A 19,161-nucleotide genomic window follows, 5' to 3' on the forward strand; every position below is an offset into this window, starting at 1 on the left:
ATTATAAATCTATTGTGATATGAAAATCATCTTCATTTTCTTTTGCGATTTCCTCTGATTTTGTTTCAACTTTATATGTATCGACGTAATCTGAAGTGACTATCAAGTTTTCTCCCATGATAAAATCTCGAAGGTCAAATGGTTCCGAAGGTTTGTAATCCCCATCCTCTACGATTTCAATATTTTTCAATTGATATGGGACTAAAATTGACCATGGTTTCCCAATATTTACTTTATCCATGCCATCTTCCAGTTTATTTCCATCCAAAAAAACATATCCCATATCCTCTTTTTGATAAATATGGGCTATCGAAAATCCTGTAAAAAAATTGACATAAGGCCTACTGATTATCAAGTTCAAAATTTCTGATTTTTTGGTTTCCCTATTCAAAAATGCATCGGACAAATCCCCATAAAACCATGGGCAAATAGATGCTAACAATTCATCATACAACAACCTAAAGGTCATCCCGATATCATCTGTGTGAAATTTTATTTTGCCTTTGATCAAAAGGTATTCATACTGCGGATTGATTACTTTGAATGTCATGAATGGGTTAGCATACTTTTCTAAAAAATACTCCATCTCCTTAATCTGACCAGGATTCAGCCTCGGAAGGTAAAAATTCTCCTTGTTGGAAATCTCAGGAATACCCACAATAAAAATAGTACCCGGTTTTACATATTGCTCATTCCCAAAACTACCAAAGACCCTTACTAAACCTAACCAACTGAATTCATTCAAAAGAATTTTTTCAATGTCAAAACTGGTGACAGCCCTAAATTTGTGCTTTATACTCTCACTGACCCTCCTGAAAAAAGCCATTTGATTTTCAGGAGCCTTACCACCTCTTGAATCTATGGGTTGTATCAAATCCAATATGCCGGGAATATTATTTTCAAATGATTCCACACTGAATTTGGGCAAAACAGGTTCGTGAAGGGTATTATTTTCTAATAGTGCGGTTGCAGAAAAAGCGTTGAGGTGGATCCCGGAAATCATGCTTGCCAACTCTGCATTTTCCTTGGTCCTACAGCAGATCCAATAACAGGTTTTGGGCATGAGCAAATTATCTAGATTGATGTCTTTCGGTGACTTGAATGAAATAATCCCAGACCTAGTCAGCCCATATGTAGTGTCAAACAACAAATCATCCACTCTAAATGGCTTCCACTCATCTGTAGAAAGATAAAACCAATCAAGCTTGGGGATATCACCATGGTACCATTTTTCATTTTTACCTATATCAAATAAAATACTTAACTCTTGAGGAAATTGGCGCGCTTCAATTCCTAAAAACAAGGCTCCTTGAAGTTCAAAGAATGGCAGAAAGCCATTATCAAAGACCAAGTTTTCTTTAAAGAGGTATTTCTTTCCAAAAGGATGTACCTGTATAAAATTCTCTGATTTTTCTTTTTGATTGGCAAAAGACTTTGTGCCTAAAAAGTTTATCTTAGAAGAGGCCTTATAGTCAATAAAGATATCCTTGGCCATAGGAGAAAACGGTTCCTTGGGTACATCAAAAGAAAAACCAGAAGTGGGTTTTTCGATTTGTTGATTGGTAGACATGGTAACACTCTTATTATACACATCAGTGTACACATCAAAACCAAAACCAATGGAAGGGGAAACCAATTCTAATTTCAGAAAGCCGGTTTGGCCATCCAATGAAAGTTCAAAATCCTCTTCTATTCCCAGGTTATAATCAGGTTGGATTCTTAGTTGAGAAAGGTCTATATTATCAATGACTTGGAACCTATTTAGCCCGTCCTTCTCATAGCTAAATAAATTTGTAATGATAGCATTTTGATTTTGGGTGGGTATATATCGAAAATCGGAAAGTGCTTGAATTTGAAGCTTAAAACTATCGTTTTTTATACCAAAAGGATAGCCACTGAAATACGACTCCATATCTTCCCCTTCCGGCAATCCATGGAAGGTCCATCCAACCTTCAATTCATCCAGATCCTTAGAAAAAACCTCATCACTACCCACTAAAAGATAGCTGCCCACTTTAGGTGACGGGCCTAGTAAATCGAAAGGAATAGATTGATCCAATGGGCCATAACTACTGTGCAATGTAAGCTTCTTGAGTTGGCTCACTTCAACCTCTATATTGATCTGCTCAATTTCCAAAAATTGCAAAAAAGAATATGGATGAAAAACGCTTTTATTGTTTAACAGAACCTTCAGTGCCGGATGGAAAAGGTCGATTTTATCCTTGTGTAAATCTTCCTTATAACCATTGAATTCAGGCATGGCAGGCCCTAATTCAAAGCTAATTTTGAAACCATTTTCGTTCCATTCTTGAGGTGCAATCACCTCAAACTGCTCAATATTTTGCCATCCCTTGGTACTGGTATATTTTAGGTCCAAAGAGTCCGAAAAAATCTGGTAGAACACTTCTTCAGGAGTGGATTTATTGACCTTGGCTACTGATATAAGCATGGTCAAGAAATATTGAAAACTCTCGCCTAAAAAGGTGAAACTGATTAGAACTTTTCTTGAGCCACCTTTCAATTTGAGTGTGGGTGAAGAAATAATAAAACCTAGGTAAACATCATCCATGGTTCTGTTTTCGTCACTAAGAAATCTCTGTTCCTCACCTAAAGCTGTAAATACCGTCTTATCCAGATTCGGTTCTATGTACTTAGAGTAAATCCCATTTATCGTCTCAAATGTAGTCCCAGGATCTATGAGCTTGTTTCGCGACACAAAGAAGGTATAGATTCCAGCCAAATTCACATCAGACACTTTGACCTTCTCATTCACGGCATACTTAACATCTTGTCCATCAATGTTTTGCCCTGCCAAAATGACCGTATTCTTGGGTATTACAACCTCTTGGTAATCAGGATCCAAATTGACATAGCAAAGTATAGTATCAGGTTCTTGTGGTTTAAGGTTTTGGCCTAACACATCCTTATAATAAAAGTTGAGAAGTCTGACAGGGATTTCATTTAGTTCACCCTGAAGTTTTTGGAATAGATTAAAAAAAGCGAGTATAAGACCAATATGAGGTTCGTGATCTTCTTTGTTCTGAAGGTTGTCTCGAATCAGTTGGCCCGACCGATCAATAAGATTGATCAATGTTTTGAATACAGGTCTGTGGAGAAGGAGAAGTTGTTTGTACAAGTAGTCCGGATTCACCAAATCAGAGCCAAAAGCCAAACTGGAATACTTTTTAGGATCTAAATCTACATTCCACAATGAATGAAAATCATCGCTGGATAATCCAAAATCATATTTCTCTGTTGAATTAATCAACTCCTCATTGATGAACAACAATTGCCCATATACGTCCTTGCATCTGTATGTAATGGCCGCTACTAGTTCGAGTTCAAGAGGTGTACTTTGTCTTTGTTTGTTGAATTTTGAAGAAATAAGATACCATTCATCAATGGTCTTAAGCATTGTCTTGATTTGGGCGAACAATTGTGTGATCAATGATTTCTTTTCATCTTGGTTATCTGAATTTTCAAACTTCAAAAGGATTTTAGTTCTTTCCTGCTCTATAAATTTCAGGTCAAAGCTTCCTATTTCGGCGAGTAAGAACAATTCATCTGAGATAAAAAAGTCAAACCAATCTCCATTTGGATTTAGGTTTTCATCAATAAAATTCACCTTCTTCGAGATTCGATTGACGAACTTAAGAAAATCACTCAGCCTTCTTTCATCAGGTAAGAAATACCTTTCATCTAAAGGATTGAGTGAAGCCTTGTCCATTTTATGATCTATATGATGGTTTGTATTTTTCAATTTGATTAACCTGGTATATTAGTTCCTTCCAAAATATAAAAGGGGTATACTATATTATCCCTGATATTGGTAGATTGGATTTCGTATTCGACATTAAAGTGCACAATACCGTCGCGCAATTGACTACCATCAGCATCCACATTCAGTACTATGATTCGCGGCTCATATATTCTGATATCATTTTTCAAAAGCTCACAGAGGTAGTTTAAGTTAGCTATCCCTCCAAGATCAAAGACATGCTCCTGCATCACAGTTCCATAATCCAGACGCAGAATCCGCTCACCCCTATTGGTTTTCAGGTATATCTGTAGACTTTGTCTGATGTCTTCTTCATCACTAACCATATTGACTTTACCCAATAATTTATTGAAAGTGACGGGGTATGCCCACCCCCTACCTAGGAAGCTTTTTTCTTCTGCCATTTTATCCTATTTTGACCAGAGGAATCCCCTTGGATATTTTGCCTCCATGTGCCATCATGTCTTTTTCTCTTGCAGCAGGTTTTCCTCCAAATTTGACCTTTAAGGATCCTTTTTTGACTGTGTTGGGCATAGGGATGGGCACAGGTCCAGCCGGAGTAGGTATTCTATGCAGGCACAGTGTCATATCACCCTGAACACCCGCATTCATTTTCAATACTTTCACCTTGTTGCTACATGGAAAAAAAATAGGAATTTCCACATGTGTACCTGCCGCATCCGGCATGTCACATTTGTGCATTGATAATAAGCTTGCTACTGCATTTCCCATATTAAATTTAGTTTACATTGACCATTGAACCTTTGATATTGACTACACCGGAAGATTTAATATCTGCGCCGGCACTGCCACTTGCCTCAAATTTGGCTTTGGCTTTCAGTCCTACCTTTTTGCCTTCTATGCTGACGTCTCCTGTAGAGGAACTCATCACGACACCTTTAGTGCCTTTAAGCTCCAATTTACCAGTAGCAGTTAATAGGATGTCTTTTTTAGACTTTAGGCTCAGACTTTTGGCAGAAGTGACGATTTCATTCCCATTCTGGTCTTCTATTTTGACCCCCTTGTCTTTATCTGATATCAGAAGTGTATTCTTACCCGGCGTGGTCACTTTGAAGAATTTATCCTTATCGTTAAACTCTAGTCTAAGCCCCGATTTTGTAACAATACTCTTGGTGCTATTTTGTTTTTCTATGCTGTCTTTAGCTTTGTTGTTTTTACTATATAATGATCCCAAAACGATTGGAAACCTCGGGTCATCATTTAAAAATCCTACTATCACTTCCGCATTTACTTCAGGTATGAAAAAACTACCTGATTGGTTATTGGCATGAAAATGCGATAAAACTGCCCAGATTCCATTTCCGGAATTTTTAATAGAAGGAATCATAACCTGAATCCTACCCTTCTTATCTGGATCACCGTCGATTTTCTTTACTATACCTACATGCAATCCCGAAATCGGGGGTAATACATTAAGATCCAAAAAAGACTCTTTTTTGAACCAGTCATCATTGATCCCAAACTTGAGGGTAGTGATAAAATCACCATTTTCAACCTTATGCTCTACAGCAGTTACATATACAGAGCCATTAAATAATTTCCCGAAACCTTCCAGCTCAACAATGTCTCCAAGGTTTATATCCGCCACTCCTTTGAAACTGATGTCACCCTTGATCCTTTTCAACCTAGAAAATATTAATGCTGAATCAGCTAAAAATTTCAATTCTTTACTCTCTACAGGTACCATTGTAGGCCAATTGAATTTTTGCGGGGCAAAGACTTTACCCAGATTTTTCCCCACAATACTCCCAGGTTTGTCAAGTTGAGCAGGTTCTGCACTGTTTTGTTTAATACTTTTTTCATTAAAAATATCGTAGGCAGCAGACTCGATTTGTTGTAGCTGCTCACCGGCATCCAGATCCGCATGAAAGCTGTAAGCATCTTTTCCATAAATCAACTTAACCTTTGCAGAGCCTGATACCTTGGGTGTTTCGACCGTAATTTTATTGAAAGAATTGAGCACCAGCATACCATTCGCTTTGGCTCTATGGAGCAAAAATTCCCAATCGCTTACATGATGCCTAGAAATACTTTCATGCTGGAAACTCGTGTTTTGGATTTTTTTTGAAAGCCCCGCTCCAGCTATCAAGGTGCTCAAGATCTCGCTATCCTTTTTCTTTTCGTAGAGATCAGATTTTTTTTCAAGCTTCATTTTGAAAGCTTTGTCTGTCGCTTCTAACACTAACTTACTCCGGGAAGAATAATTGAGGTATCCCTCATCAATAGCCAAGCGATGTTTTTGAATAATGCCCGAAAAAACTTTGGTGTTTTTTTCGGCATACCCAATAGATATTTCTATCTCTTTTCCAGGCTCAAACTCCGGTGTTTCACTTTCCTTAAATAGACTTTCGTAGGAGTTTCCACCCAAAATAGCGACTGTAGCCTTAGCGATTTTATTGACTTCAGTGTTCACCCTGATTTTCATGACCACCAAATCTTTAGGCAGAGACTTTCCTCCTACTTTGATTTCAAAAGAGATTCCTAATTGCAATGAATCATTGGGTGATTTCACCATTGGTAATTATTTTTCTAAAGGGGGAAATTGAAGTGCGGAGCCAATTTTAAGCTTTCTAAATGAGGGGAGGTCGTTATATGATGCTATGGATATATAATATCTTGGGTCATCATAAAATGAATCACACATGGCGTTAAGATTATCTCCGTCTTTGATGGTGATGATTCTGGTGATATCAGGACTTTGAAATTCCCTGCTAATGACTTTTTCATCCACCTCCTCCTCCATGCTAAATTTCACTAAAGCTCTGACCGGATCACCACTGGTATTGAATAAAGTATATTTGATTGCAAGACTATCTACTACACCCACTAAGAGCAGCTTACCCCACTCTAGTTTGATAAAAGGAGGTCTATGTGAAGCCCTAGTAGGCTTGACCGTTACTTTTTTCAACAAATCAATGGATTCTTTGATAGATTTACCGGCTACCTTGGTACCAATCCCATCCGGAAAAACAGGTATGGCACCAGTATTGTCGATAATGAATTCAATACTTATTTTCTGTCTATTGTATAATTTGTTTTTATCATTTACGGGCATACCAGCAGCTGAGGTAGGTTCCTCATCTTCATCTGAAGAATTTTTTTTGATATCGAAAGTCAAATCAACTTCTTCAGGATTGAGCTGTAAAGAATATTCACCTCCGCTTAGAGGAGAAGCTGCAGAACCGTCTTTGAATCTTTCAAATGCCGTAAGTTTTAATATTGCTAAACTTTCTGCCATTAATAATCATTCATTCTCTTAATTCTATCCAAAACCTCACTGGTGCATTCATCAATTATGCTTTTCCGCTGCAGGTAACTTAATTTTAACCCACTTTGGTCAGGGGCTATAGTTTCCTGTTTTTTGTTTTCGGGCTGTGGTGTGTTGTCTCCACAAATAGCCTTGATGATCAGCTCTTTAATTTTAATTGCCACTTATTTATCATTTATTGAATTTCCATATAAGAAAAGACCAATTCCATTGACTCTATGGCTATTTTTGACTCCTTGGCATCAAAATCACCCATAGACCATTTTACTGGAAATGCATTATAAAACACCCAAGTCATCACGGGGCTCCCGGTGTTCCTATCGAGTAAAGAAATGGTTACTCCTTTGGGCGAAATTTTGGTAATATCATTATTGATAGTATTGAAACACCATTTAATGATATCCGAATTCATAGGAGCTAATGCTCTTTTGAGAGTAATGCGACTCCCTTTTGTACTTTTTGGTAAATGGAACACCAAATCACTGATTCCTCCACTACGCTTTTCTTCAACCTCTAACTCTGCAGAGATTCCTGATATTTCGCTGAAATAGGTATCTTCCAATTTGTTAAACTCAGAGGATACGATACGGACGGCAAAATTATATGAAACAGGTGGGTCAACTACAGTTATATTCATGGGTTTTGTCTGCAAGTGGTTTGAATAAATCAAAATGAGTTGTTACCCCCTTATTCTATATTGGAATAATTGGCAACAACTCATTGAATAATAAAGTATTAAGCCGCTTCGATTTTTAATCCCTCGTGAGCCAATACTATTGTTTCAATAGCCGCTTCACTACTCTGAGAGTTCATATCAGTCGGTGTAACTTGCTTAGGGAAAGCATTGGTCAAGGACCAAGTCATTTTTGGCTGTCCTTGCTCATCCAATAATCGGATTACTACAGTCAATCTTTCGTAAGTATTCAAGCTGATTTTAGAGATCCAATCGAAGAATTTAGAATCGTTTGTAAACACCCCTTTTTTCAATGTAATATCTCCGTATTTCATCAAACCGGGCATTTTGATGGTGGAATGTACAGGACTGTTTCCATGTCTATACTCTATGATATCTGTATCTATATCTAAGCCAGAAACCTCTTGAAAAGGTAAATCAGTCTGGTCACCTATATCAACAGAGAAATAAAACTTTGGTAATGGCCAAAACTGATCTTGTTCATTACCACTACCTGCGGTTGGTGCTGCCATAATTTAAAATTTTAAGTTTAAGTAATTAAGATTTTTGTTGTTGTTGTTCAAATGTGATTACTATAAATTCAGCCGGTCTTACGATAGCTACTCTTATAGTCATTTTCAATATCCCATCTAATATGTCATTTGGTGTCATGGTCGTACCGAGACCGATTTCCACTGAAAAAGCATCATCAGTACTCTGACCAGCTAGGATTCCGGATTGCCATTGGTTTGCCAAAAAGTTAGTCACTGTAGCCTTCAAGGTAGACCAGGTAGTCGCATTATTGGGGTCAAATACAAACCCTTCCGCGGCAGACTTGATGCTTTGTTCGATAAAAGTCATCGTCCTACGTACTGAGATATATCTCCAGTCCTGACTATTGCCATCAAGTGTTCTTGCACCCCATACCAATACACCTTTACCCTGGAAGGTTCTGATTGCATTTATGGCTTTACCATTTAGAGGTAAGTTCAATTCTTCTTGTGTATCTTTTGTGATTTGCACGCTTGGGGCAATCACAGATCCTAAAGATAAATTAGCAGGAGACTTTGCCACATTAATTGAACTGTCCACCATTGCGTAGACACCCGCCATACCAGAGCTAGGAGGTAATTGGTTTAGAAACTCTGCGATTTCTCCCAAAATCGAATTTAACTTCGGGCTTACCACTTTTAAAGTAGACTGTAGAGAGCTAATCTCTTCTGTGGTAGAAGCAGCTTCTATTTTAGCCAATTCTTCTTTGATTGCGTTTGCCCTTGCTTCGTTAATTCTTCCACTTTCTAAGTCATCATCGACATCTTTTGAAAGTATTGCTATTAAATCAGCACTGTTAGCAACATTGGTAAAGTTGATATCAGAAGCAGAAGTAATAGTAGTCTGTACAAAAGGATAATAAGCGGCACCCCACTGAAGGAAGTTTGCTCCTACACCTTCTCTAAACTGATTGATGATATCATTCTCATCGTAAGTCCTGTCTTTGAAGCCATCAAAAACATCAAGAATTGCAAACCTGTTTTTGGTTGCAAATCCACAATGGCTCAACATTGCTTGTTGCAATGAATAGCAATCATTTTTTGGTAAAAGAACAGCTTCCGGAATGACAAGGATTGTAGGTTCATTGTATTTTAACAATTGAGGTAAGCCAGCCCCTGAAGCATCATCATTGAAATCTTTGGCTTCTATACCAGCTGAATAGTCGCCTACAGACTGAATGTAGCAGTTACCACCACCGTTGGAATAGAAGAACTTAACAGCGGCGTGAAGTATGTATCGGCTGTTTGGCTCGACCTCCAGTTTGTACCCCGTGACACTTTTTTCGTCAGCGGAAATATTGAACTTCACCTTTGGAGCACCTCCAAAAAACTGTTCGAACTCAGCAAATGAAGAGATTCTGGTAGGTATATTTTTTAACGATTTGGTTCCCCTGGCAGCCTTTTGAGTGTAACCCAAAAATGCAGGAATCGCTGTGGCTACAGGAACTACCGAAGAGGCAAATGCACTTTTTTCTTCGATGTAAACTCCTGGGGTTGCTAATACAGTTGCCATAAATTTGATTTAAAGTTTGACATAGTTTTCTGATATAAATGAATTGGTATTTGAGTCTAATTTTAAACTTTGGGGGCTTGGGTTAGGCAAACTCTTTTTATAAAATCCAAATTGATCGCTTTTCTCCAATGTGATATAACCATCCCAAGAGTTCCTCATGGGTATTGAATTCTTAGAAGTAAATTTGTAAGCAGGAAAACCTAATTTTGCATCTATTCGCTCAGGCTGACCAAATAGGAGAAGCCCTTTAAAAACACCCTCACTTTCAATATTCAGGTTTGAAAATCGGTTTATTTTTTCTGTAGAGGCATAGCAGATATACACCAACTTGAATTCTCTTGACCTCAGATGCACTACTTTAGTCCTTGGTACAAAATCCGTTTCATTTTCTAATTGGAACGGCAAAATTGGTCTCTCTTTGGTATGCTCTATTCTTAAAACACCAGAGATTCCAGCCCTATCAAAACTCGGTTCAGTACTGGCTTTTTGTTGATTTAGAACAACTATATCACTGTCATCCTCTAAAAAATATTTTGCTTCCGGATCTTCACATAGATCCGTAAAAGTATGGAAATAGATGTTTGTGAATTTGAACTCAAAATCTAAATAAAAGGAGTCCTTAAAAATGGCATTACTATAGTCTCGAGATCCATCAGCAGCAATAGAAAAACCGCCTCTTGATGGTCTAAATATTAGGTGATAATTTTTAAGTAATGTATCAGTAGTGAAAGTAGGTCTTACCTCGATTTCATTGCATATGCCATTTTTATAATAATCATGCAAAAACACACAAGAAAAAATCTCGATGTACCTAGTAGTATGGCGATATGTACCTTGGAGCATCATTCTTTCTCTCCCTTTGAAAATGCTGCTCCTACTTGACCAAAGGCTTCTCTGGCTGTCGTATCAATAAAATCCTGGTTAATTTCTTTCCTTTTGGGTGACCTTTTTATAATAGAAGGAACATCCTCTCTAATCAGGTTATCAGTAAAGGTTAGCCTTTTGAGCTTAAATATGGCCGAAGGCATGTACTTGAGTCCCATCAGACCCCAGAGATTACTCAATTCTCGAAAATCTAGATTGACATATTCAAAACTCAGCTTTTCTACATTAGATGACAGTAAAGGCATGTTGGATCTGTCAAAAAAATGATTGCCTTGAAAAAACTCCAGAACCAAGGAAATATATCTTAGTGACTCTGAATAGTTGGGTTCAGGAAAATTAGCAACAATCATCAAATAGAGGTTGAAATGCATAGGTGGATTGGAACCAGAATTGTATGGATTGGCCCCGTTTTTTATCACACGCTCCTCTTCTATATGCTGCAAAAACACACAGACCTTGTTTTCAATTTCCATATTGAGACTGCCCTTGATATCCACTGGATTTGCCAATATCACCCTGTCTTCCTGAAGGTTTAATTCATTCAAAATAAATTCGTTGAGAGTGGCTACCACCGTAGATATTACTTGATGTATCATGGCCTTTTTGAATTAACCTTCAAGGATCTTAAAAATGAAAGAACCCATCTCGTAAAGTAAAAACCAAGTAATAGGGAAAGCACTCCCGCAATAACGTTGGGTAATATGAAAACTTCGCGAAATACAGTCAAATCCTCAACCAACCACACTAAATACAAATAAAGTGGGAGGCATATCACTGCTAAAACAGTATAGAGAAGTAGAAGAAGTATTTCTTGAAGAAATGAATTCATTAAAATTTTACCTGTAGAATTTCATAATTAGGCTTTCCACAACAATTGTTGTTTTTGCCTATTTTTTAGAAACTTATAGATTAAAATTTAGATCAACTAGAATTGGCTTCTTATTGTAAATTAACAGTATTGAAGGTCTTCAAAAAATCAAAATCGTGTTCCTGAAGGACAAATTATTGAGCAATGAGAGGTAAAAATTAAACTGTTAAAAAGTTTTGAACATAATAAACTATGCACATGTAGAATGAACTGAAGAGAATTTATTTATCCATTATTTTATCGATTCTAGTAGTTTCAGTTTCTAGGCTTCTTTTTGATAGAGCGTTGCATTCCTTTCTTTTAGTTCATCGACAAAGCTTAACATAGCTATCATAATTTTGGACTGGCTAGTTTTTTCTTAATCTTCATCATGATAACTGAAGGCGTGACCCTAGGTAAATTGGAGATAAACCAATTATTGAAACCAACAACCTTCTTTCCTTTACCGTAAAGCAACAATTTCACACCGGCCTCAGCTACATCTTTTGCTGGCATTGGCCTATTTGTGTTCATAGCGTTGGTTTTCCGCATTTCTTGGGTATGAAAGGGCGTTTCAACTGTTCCTGGACATAAGGTCGTAACAACAACTCCTGAATCCTCCAGTTCTGCTGCTATGGTTTCGGAGAATGCCAAAACAAAGGCCTTGGTTGCAGAATATACTGAGTAATAAGGAAAAGGAATGAAGGACAGCAACGAGGCTACGTTCATGATCCGACCGGATTTTTTATCAGCCATCTCTTGTGCAAAAAGCTTGGTGAGTATCATCAGACTGCTGATGTTCAGGTGAACCATATCCAATTCCTTCTCCAAGGAAGTTTGCAAAAAACTTCCGTAGTCCCCAAATCCTGCATTGTTGACCAAATGGCTTACCTGTAATTCATGGACTTTGATCACCTCATAAAATTCCTGGGTTGCTTGAACATCAGCTAGGTCAACCTGAAAATACTTGACTTCTATATTGTATTTACTCGATAATTCCATCTGCATCTTTTGCAGTATATGATTGCTTCTTGCCACTAGTATCAAATTGAATTTTTTAGCAGCCAACAGTTGAGCCATTTCATAGCCTATGCCAGAAGAAGCTCCAGTGATTAAGATGTATTTTTTCATTTTTTAAGGGTTAAAGTGTTTCGATTTTTGGTGGAATCAACTTGTACATCACGGGTGTCACAATCCTCGAAAGGATGGTGGAACTGATCAGACCACCGATTAGGACTATAGCCAATGGTGATATTTGTGGGTTAGGGTTTAGGGCGAGTGGCAAAAGTCCTCCTATGGCAGTCAAAGAAGTTAGTACCACAGGAAGGAACCGAAGTTCTCCTGCCTGCTCAATTGCAGTCTGTAATGCCACTCCTTCTTTGCGCAGTTGATTGGTAAAGTCAACCAACAGTATGGAATTTTTAACTTCTATCCCTGCCAATCCAATGAATCCTATAATGGCAATAAAAGACATTGGATTTCCGGTCAACCAGAGTAAACTCACGCCTCCAATGACACCTAGTGGAATTACCGAAAGCACAATCAAAAGACCTTTGAAGGTTTTAAATTGCAGGATCAATACTGCCACAAAAAGAAATACTGTAATTAAAATCACGGTGATAAAACCGCCTCCAAATGCATCATCTTCACTTTCTGCCTCACCAGACAATTTGTAAAAGTATCCCGATGGCATTTCCATAGCATCCAACTGAGGAACTACCTCTGCCAATACGTCATTGGCCAATATTCCTTTTTGGGTAGAGGAAGTTACTTTTACAAATCGGTTTTTGTTGAAGTGATTGATAGTAGTAGGAGAAGTTTCAAAGTCAATGCTAGCCAACTGCTTCAGCGGGATGGCTGTCCCCTGGGCATTGTTTACATACAAATTTTCCAATGCATCCAAAGCCCTGTATTTCCCCTTAGGTGAAGTGACTACAATATCAAAATCATCCCCAATTTCATTGGTATATGTGCCCATAGTGAGTCCTGCCACAGCTAATCGAACAGTCCTGTCAATATCTGCGGTAAATACACCCAGTGTTCTTGCTTTTTCTTTGTTGATGTTGATTTTTAAATCAGTTTTGAGTGTATTCAATTCATTGTTAATGTATAATGCCCCATCGCTGGCGGATAGAATCCTCTCCACCTCAAAAGACAACTTGCGCAGACTGTCGAGATTTTCTCCAAAAACCCGGATGGAAATCGGTGCTTCAATCGGTGGCCCCTGTTCAAAATCCTGAACTTCAATCTTGGCATAAGGAAAGGCAGCAAACTGGTTTCTAAGCTGATTGATCAATTTGTTTTTCAGTACTGGTTTGGCTTCAGGGTCCATTTGAATATAGATTTGGGCAAAATCAAACTTCTCTTCTTGCTGTGGTACATTGTAATAAATCTGAGGATTTCCTTTTCCTACATTGGTTGTGAAATACTTAATCAATTGATTTTGTTGCAAGCTATCTTCCACCATGCGCGTAATACGATTGCCTTCATGCAGACTGGTCTGCAAAGGCATTTTCACATTGATCAAAAAGATGGGCTTTTCAGAAGTTGGAAATAGTTTAAATCCGATGATAGGGAAAAGCACCATGGATCCTCCAAATAAAAGGAATGAAAAAGCCAGCGTTTTTGCAGGGTTCCTCAACGCCACTTTCATTACTTTTGCGTAGGTAGCTCCGATTACTTTTTTCAAGGCACGGAGGAAAATATTGCCTTCGGGATTTTCATGTTCCCTCAAAAACCTACTTGCAATAAATGGCACTATAGTGAGCGAAACCACCGTAGAAGCCAAGACACTGCAAATCACAGCAAGCGGCAACCCACGGACAAATTCACCCGGTCCACCGGGCAGAAAAACCAGAGGCAAAAAGGCAATAATCAAGGTTGCTGTGGTGGCTATTACCGGCAAAGTGATCTGCTTGGTGGCCTTTATCGCTGCCTCTTTTCTGGAAAAACCATCCCTCAGCCATCGCTCGATGTTTTCCACCACTACGATACTGTCATCTACAAGCAGGCCCAGAGACACAACCAGTCCAACAATACTCAGCTGATTCAAAGAAATATCAAAGGCATTCAAGCCTACTAGGCCCAAAGCAAGAGAAAGCGGAATGGCCAGCATCACAACCAAAGAAGCACGAATACCTAAGGGGGATAAGGTAAACAATACCAGCACAATAGCAATTAGGAAATCAAGTCCTAATCCGGATAATCGTCTGGAAACATTTTCGGCTTGGTCAAAATGCTTATAAAGCTTGATATTTTCGGGAAGACTGTTTTCAAATGCTGTGACAATAGGTTCATATTTTGCTTGTGTGCTGGCAATATTGCTCCCCACCTTTTGGGCGGCATTCACCAAAACAGCTCTTTTACCATTGAGACGGGTAATATGTTTCTCCTCTTCATACTTGAAATCAACCTCCGCTACTTCCTTCAACAGGATAATTTTGCCATTGGCATTGCTGATGACAGTGTTTTCAATTTCTTCAAGGCTTAAAAACTTGCCACTTGTCTTGACATTGAAGGTTTTGTTGCCTGCAGTGAGACTTCCTCCGGGAATATTGACAGCTTCACTTTGAATACTTCCCAAAACTACATTGAGCGGTATCTGAAAAGCAGCAATGCGTTCCAGTTTCAAATCAATCCGAACCTCTTCATCAGGAACCCCCGATATTTTCACTTTTTTCAAGTCCACTACTTTTTCCAACTGATCCTGAAGGTCCTCTGCCTGTTTCTTCAGTTGACGGTAAGAGGCATTTTCACTCACCAGGGCCACTTGTAGGATATTTACATCACTTGGATCCACTTTTCGGATTTCAATTGAGAAAATATCTTCCGGTAGCTCATTGCGCAATGAATTTATTTCCCGAACCACTTCCTGATACTTGTCATCTACATCTACTCCATACTTGAACTCCACCCGGATCACAGCCAATCCATCTTCTATGGCAGTCACGATTTTGTCAATGTTCTCTAGCTCGTAGATTTTGTTCTCGATAGGCTTCACCACCAGCTCCTCCATGTCCTGTGGGCTGGTTCCAGGATAAACCACCGCAATGGGATAAGTCGGAGGATTAATCTGCGGATCCTCTGCCCGGGGCATGGTCAGCAAGGTCACCAATCCAATGACTGCCACCATCACAAACATCACCAAGGTAAACTGGTAATTTTTTACTGAAAAATCTGTCAGGTTCATGGCTGTTTATTGATGAATTGGATAGTAGAAAATTCATTGAGAAAAGCGGAATTGCCCAAGATGATTTCGCTTACTCCATCAAGGCCTTCACTAATGCTGACTCCGGATTCGGAAAAGCTCCCAATAAGCACAGGCAGTTTTTTGACTTTGTTTTTACCATTGGGGACAAACACATAAGCCCGCTTCCCATCTGCTTCGATCAATGCTTCATAAGGAATCAATTTGGATTTTTGTTGCTGACCGGTTTGTATGATGGCTTTGCCAAACATCCCTATCGCGGCTGACTCGGTAAGGTCATCCAACTTGAGTTCCACTTCAAAGGAGCCTGTTCCCATATCTGCTGCTCCTGATTTGCGAAACACATGGGCTTCCCACCAGATCTCCGGAAATGCTTCCAGGATGACTTTGGCTTTGTTTCCAATGGCCACTTTTGCCCATTCTTTATCGGAAAGCCCGATTTTTAGTTCCCAACTTTTACTGCCATTCTCGCTGCTTGCCAAGACAGGAGTTCCTCCTGCTATCACCTCCCCTTCATTGGCCAGCTTGTTCACCACAAAGCCGGGCTTTTCAGCATATATAAATGCGTACTTTTTGTCAAATGCCACAGATGCAAGTTGTTGCTTCGCAAGCTCAAGTGCAGTCTGACTGTTTTGCAACTGTTCCAGCGTGGCGACGCTGTCTGCATAGAGATTTTCTACCCGGGAATAATCTCTTTGGGCTTTTGCAAGGCTCAATTCAGCTTGAGTATAGCCTGATTCTATTTCAGTGAGTTTGAGACTGGCTAGCAATTGACCTTGCTTAAAACTTTGGCCTTCATTGACATAAATGCGGTCGATGATTCCTCCTATTTTGAATGCCTGGCGCATTTCATTTTCTGTACTCAGCAAGCCACTGCCACTGATGGTATATTCCTGTTCCAACTCCAAAACTTTCAGAAGGCTAACAGCTATTTCATCACCAGAAGAGTCAAAACCTTTGTTTTCATTTTTTTTGTTGCAACCAGCCAAAGTCATCAGGCAGGCACATAGAATAATGGATAGGTTATTCTTCATTGTTAATTTGTGTTGAGGTTAAAAGAAGCATTGGCACGTTCGATTTCAGCGACTTTAATCAGGCACTCATATAGCGATATGTTCTCCTGTAACTGTGCTGAAATCCATTGATTTTGGTCGTCCAGAAGTTCAATGAAGAGGATTTGCGCAGCCTTGTAGCGCTTTGAGGCATCTTTGTATGCGCGTTCTGAACTCTCTGCCTGTTTAGCCGCTCCATTATACTTGCTGTAAGCAGCTTTAAAATTGTAAATACTTACCTTTTGCTGAAGCAGCAATTGCTCCGCGACGTTATCCCTTTGCGAATAAGTGATGGTCTGGTCCATTTTAGCCTGCTTTTTTCGGTATTTGTTCTGTCCTCCTGCGAAAATGTTCCATTGAATGGCCGCTCCGAAAAAATAATACTGGGTCTTATTGTTGTATTCCCAGTCAAAGCCTTGGGAACCCAAATCTATAAAAGCGCTTAACTGCGGTAAAAGATAAGACTTGGATAGTCCCAGTAGGTGTTCGTTGATCTGATTCGAAAGGTCCAGCTGATGCAATTCCTCCCTGTCTGAAGAATTTTCGGAATACTCAAAATTTTCTATAATAGGCTCCATTTCATCCACATAAATGCTTTCGTCCAACTTGCGGTTGAGTAAGAAATTGAAATATGATTGGGCACTGTAAGACTCCTGGATGGCAGCATCAATCTGAGTCTGAAATCGAATGACTTCATTTTCAGCCCTGATCAGTACTCCCCGGTTTACTTGGTTATTTTGAAATAGAGCAGCATTTATCCTCCTGTTTTCCTCAACAGATTGAAGTGCCGTTTCAAAAATCTTGATGGCTTCCAGAGATTTTAAATAATTGTAGTAAGCCGTCTTGATATCCTTTACCAATTCCCTTTGGTAAATAGCTCTTTCCAATTGTTGCATACTTACCATTTCAGACTTTATCCTTCGGTTATAAAAGAGCTCCGCTTTGAAAAGCGGCATAGAGGTCCTGACCCTGACATCATAGAAATTGTCGGGATTGAGAAGGATGCGCTGGTTTTCAATCATTGGGAAAATATTGCTTTCGGTAAGTTGATTGAGTGTGGAATAGACAGGATTGAGAATATCACCGGCCGGAAAGTCAACTGTTCGTCCTCCACCGGCAAGGAAATAATTCCCCTCCAAGCTAATTTTTGGAAGAAACAATCCATTTGCCTCTTTCAGAGCATAGATGCTCTTTTGCAGATTGAAATCCTGCTGTTTCAGCACTTCATTATTCTCAAGCCCAAGCCTGATATAGGCTTCCAAAGCTTGTTGACTTTGAACCGGAAAAGCCCAGAAAATCAAAAGGGTGCATAAGAATTTTTGCATAAATGAATATTGTTTTATTTATGAACATTGTTCATTAAATAGCCAAAAAATTTTATTTTTTACTGAACATCAACATCAGGTCTTCAAAAGCCTTATTCATCAATGGATCTGGTTCCTGTCCTGTAGCTGCTTTAACGCGATCCCTTATATATAAAGAGCACATACCGTGTACACTTCCCCAGATGGCAAAGGAAAGCGGTTCCAATTGATGACCATTGAAGTAACCTTGATCCATACATTCCTGGACGGTTTTTCTAAGCGCATCAAAAGTTGCATTTCCTTCCTTCCAATGATGTTCTTCATTTGCCTTGATAAAGTCCATTGGGGCTTTCATATTGAACATCAGATCATACATTTGGGTGTTTTCGAGGGCAAACTTCATATAAATTCGTCCAAGAGCCTTTAAGCGCTCCATAGGATCTGATACATGAAATAGTGCCCGAAATTCACCTCCCAGCTGGGCAAAACCTTGTTGATGGAGATCATGAAGGATTTCAGTTTTGTCTTTGTAATAGACATATACCGTCCCAACGCTATATTCTATTTCTTTGGCAATACTCCTTATTGTCGTCTCTTCTATTCCCTTCTCAGCAAAAAGCTTCTTGGCAGCACCCAATATCAGTGCTTTCAATTCTTCTTTTTCCTTAGCTTTTCTCTCAGCAGTTCCCATGATCTTATTTAATGAACAATACAAACATAATGAACAGTGTTCAAAAAATCAAACGGTATTTGATTTTTTTTAACTAACTAACTTATAAAATTCAGTAGTAATTATTGATAAATAATTCAAAAAACAAGTGCCACAAAAGCACTTTACAACCAAGTCTCCTTTAGTTTCTTTACTCATAAAACACAAGATTTTCCTCAGCCACTACCTGCCATCTTTTTTGCCTGTGTTTGTAAAACCTTTTGGCAAATGAGGTGATCATACCTGTCAATAGGCCACCATAAATCGTGATGGAGTCTTCATAATATATTTTTCCATCTCCTAGGTCTTTCATGATCACATTGTGATTCCAGACCTTGGCTCCCCTATCCCAT

Annotated in this window: 17 protein-coding genes; all 17 read right to left on the bottom strand. The window is 38.9% G+C overall.

Features of this window, described 5'->3' with window-relative positions:
- Window position 1: 1 nt before the first annotated feature.
- The gene (locus CLW00_RS08890; protein WP_106133323.1) at window positions 2-3,727 is read right to left on the bottom strand and encodes a baseplate J/gp47 family protein; all 3,726 of its coding nucleotides are present in this window, start codon (window positions 3,725-3,727) and stop codon (window positions 2-4) included.
- A 38-nt stretch (window positions 3,728-3,765) separates the two neighbouring features.
- The gene (locus tag CLW00_RS08895; protein WP_106133324.1) at window positions 3,766-4,182 is read right to left on the bottom strand and encodes a GPW/gp25 family protein; all 417 of its coding nucleotides are present in this window, start codon (window positions 4,180-4,182) and stop codon (window positions 3,766-3,768) included.
- 1 nt (window position 4,183) lies between these two features.
- Complete coding sequence (locus CLW00_RS08900) at window positions 4,184-4,510, bottom strand: PAAR domain-containing protein (protein ID WP_106133325.1); 327 nt, start codon at window positions 4,508-4,510, stop codon at window positions 4,184-4,186.
- Window positions 4,511-4,517: 7 nt separating this feature from the next.
- Window positions 4,518-6,314 (bottom strand): phage baseplate assembly protein V, encoded by a 1,797-nt coding sequence (locus CLW00_RS08905; protein ID WP_106133326.1) that lies wholly within the window; start codon window positions 6,312-6,314, stop codon window positions 4,518-4,520.
- A gap of 6 nt (window positions 6,315-6,320) precedes the next feature.
- Window positions 6,321-7,037 (bottom strand): CIS tube protein, encoded by a 717-nt coding sequence (locus CLW00_RS08910; protein ID WP_106133327.1) that lies wholly within the window; start codon window positions 7,035-7,037, stop codon window positions 6,321-6,323.
- Window positions 7,037-7,231, bottom strand: a complete 195-nt coding sequence (locus tag CLW00_RS08915) for a DUF5908 family protein (RefSeq protein ID WP_106133328.1) — start codon at window positions 7,229-7,231, stop codon at window positions 7,037-7,039. The genes CLW00_RS08910 and CLW00_RS08915 overlap by 1 nt, the downstream gene beginning before the upstream one ends.
- 11 nt (window positions 7,232-7,242) lie before the next feature.
- Window positions 7,243-7,704 carry a phage tail protein gene (locus tag CLW00_RS08920; protein WP_106133329.1) on the bottom strand — a complete coding sequence of 154 codons (462 nt, stop codon included), beginning with the start codon at window positions 7,702-7,704 and terminating at the stop codon, window positions 7,243-7,245.
- A gap of 98 nt (window positions 7,705-7,802) precedes the next feature.
- Complete coding sequence (locus tag CLW00_RS08925) at window positions 7,803-8,273, bottom strand: phage tail protein (RefSeq protein WP_106133330.1); 471 nt, start codon at window positions 8,271-8,273, stop codon at window positions 7,803-7,805.
- A 25-nt stretch (window positions 8,274-8,298) separates the two neighbouring features.
- Window positions 8,299-9,804, bottom strand: coding sequence for a phage tail sheath family protein (locus CLW00_RS08930; protein ID WP_106133331.1), 1,506 nt, complete (start codon window positions 9,802-9,804; stop codon window positions 8,299-8,301).
- Window positions 9,805-9,813: 9 nt separating this feature from the next.
- The gene (locus tag CLW00_RS08935) at window positions 9,814-10,650 is read right to left on the bottom strand and encodes a hypothetical protein (protein ID WP_146131389.1); all 837 of its coding nucleotides are present in this window, start codon (window positions 10,648-10,650) and stop codon (window positions 9,814-9,816) included.
- Window positions 10,647-11,285: a Pvc16 family protein gene (locus CLW00_RS08940; protein WP_106133333.1), complete on the bottom strand. Its 639-nt coding sequence runs from the start codon at window positions 11,283-11,285 to the stop codon at window positions 10,647-10,649. The genes CLW00_RS08935 and CLW00_RS08940 overlap by 4 nt, the downstream gene beginning before the upstream one ends.
- Window positions 11,286-11,887: 602 nt before the next feature.
- Entirely contained in the window at window positions 11,888-12,667 is a 780-nt protein-coding gene (locus CLW00_RS08945; protein ID WP_106133334.1) for an SDR family NAD(P)-dependent oxidoreductase, read from the bottom strand.
- Between the two features lie 10 nt (window positions 12,668-12,677).
- Entirely contained in the window at window positions 12,678-15,725 is a 3,048-nt protein-coding gene (locus CLW00_RS08950) for an efflux RND transporter permease subunit (protein WP_106133335.1), read from the bottom strand.
- Window positions 15,722-16,777, bottom strand: a complete 1,056-nt coding sequence (locus CLW00_RS08955) for an efflux RND transporter periplasmic adaptor subunit (protein ID WP_245917204.1) — start codon at window positions 16,775-16,777, stop codon at window positions 15,722-15,724. The genes CLW00_RS08950 and CLW00_RS08955 overlap by 4 nt, the downstream gene beginning before the upstream one ends.
- A gap of 2 nt (window positions 16,778-16,779) precedes the next feature.
- The gene (locus tag CLW00_RS08960) at window positions 16,780-18,120 is read right to left on the bottom strand and encodes a TolC family protein (RefSeq protein ID WP_106133336.1); all 1,341 of its coding nucleotides are present in this window, start codon (window positions 18,118-18,120) and stop codon (window positions 16,780-16,782) included.
- Between the two features lie 52 nt (window positions 18,121-18,172).
- A complete protein-coding gene (locus tag CLW00_RS08965) occupies window positions 18,173-18,790 on the bottom strand; it encodes a TetR/AcrR family transcriptional regulator (RefSeq protein WP_106133337.1) in 618 nt (205 codons plus the stop codon).
- A 169-nt stretch (window positions 18,791-18,959) separates the two neighbouring features.
- Complete coding sequence (locus tag CLW00_RS21525) at window positions 18,960-19,121, bottom strand: hypothetical protein (RefSeq protein ID WP_211300174.1); 162 nt, start codon at window positions 19,119-19,121, stop codon at window positions 18,960-18,962.
- Window positions 19,122-19,161: the final 40 nt, after the last annotated feature.

The sequence above is a fragment of the Mongoliibacter ruber genome, assembly GCF_003003005.1.
GTDB lineage: Bacteria > Bacteroidota > Bacteroidia > Cytophagales > Cyclobacteriaceae > Mongoliibacter > Mongoliibacter ruber.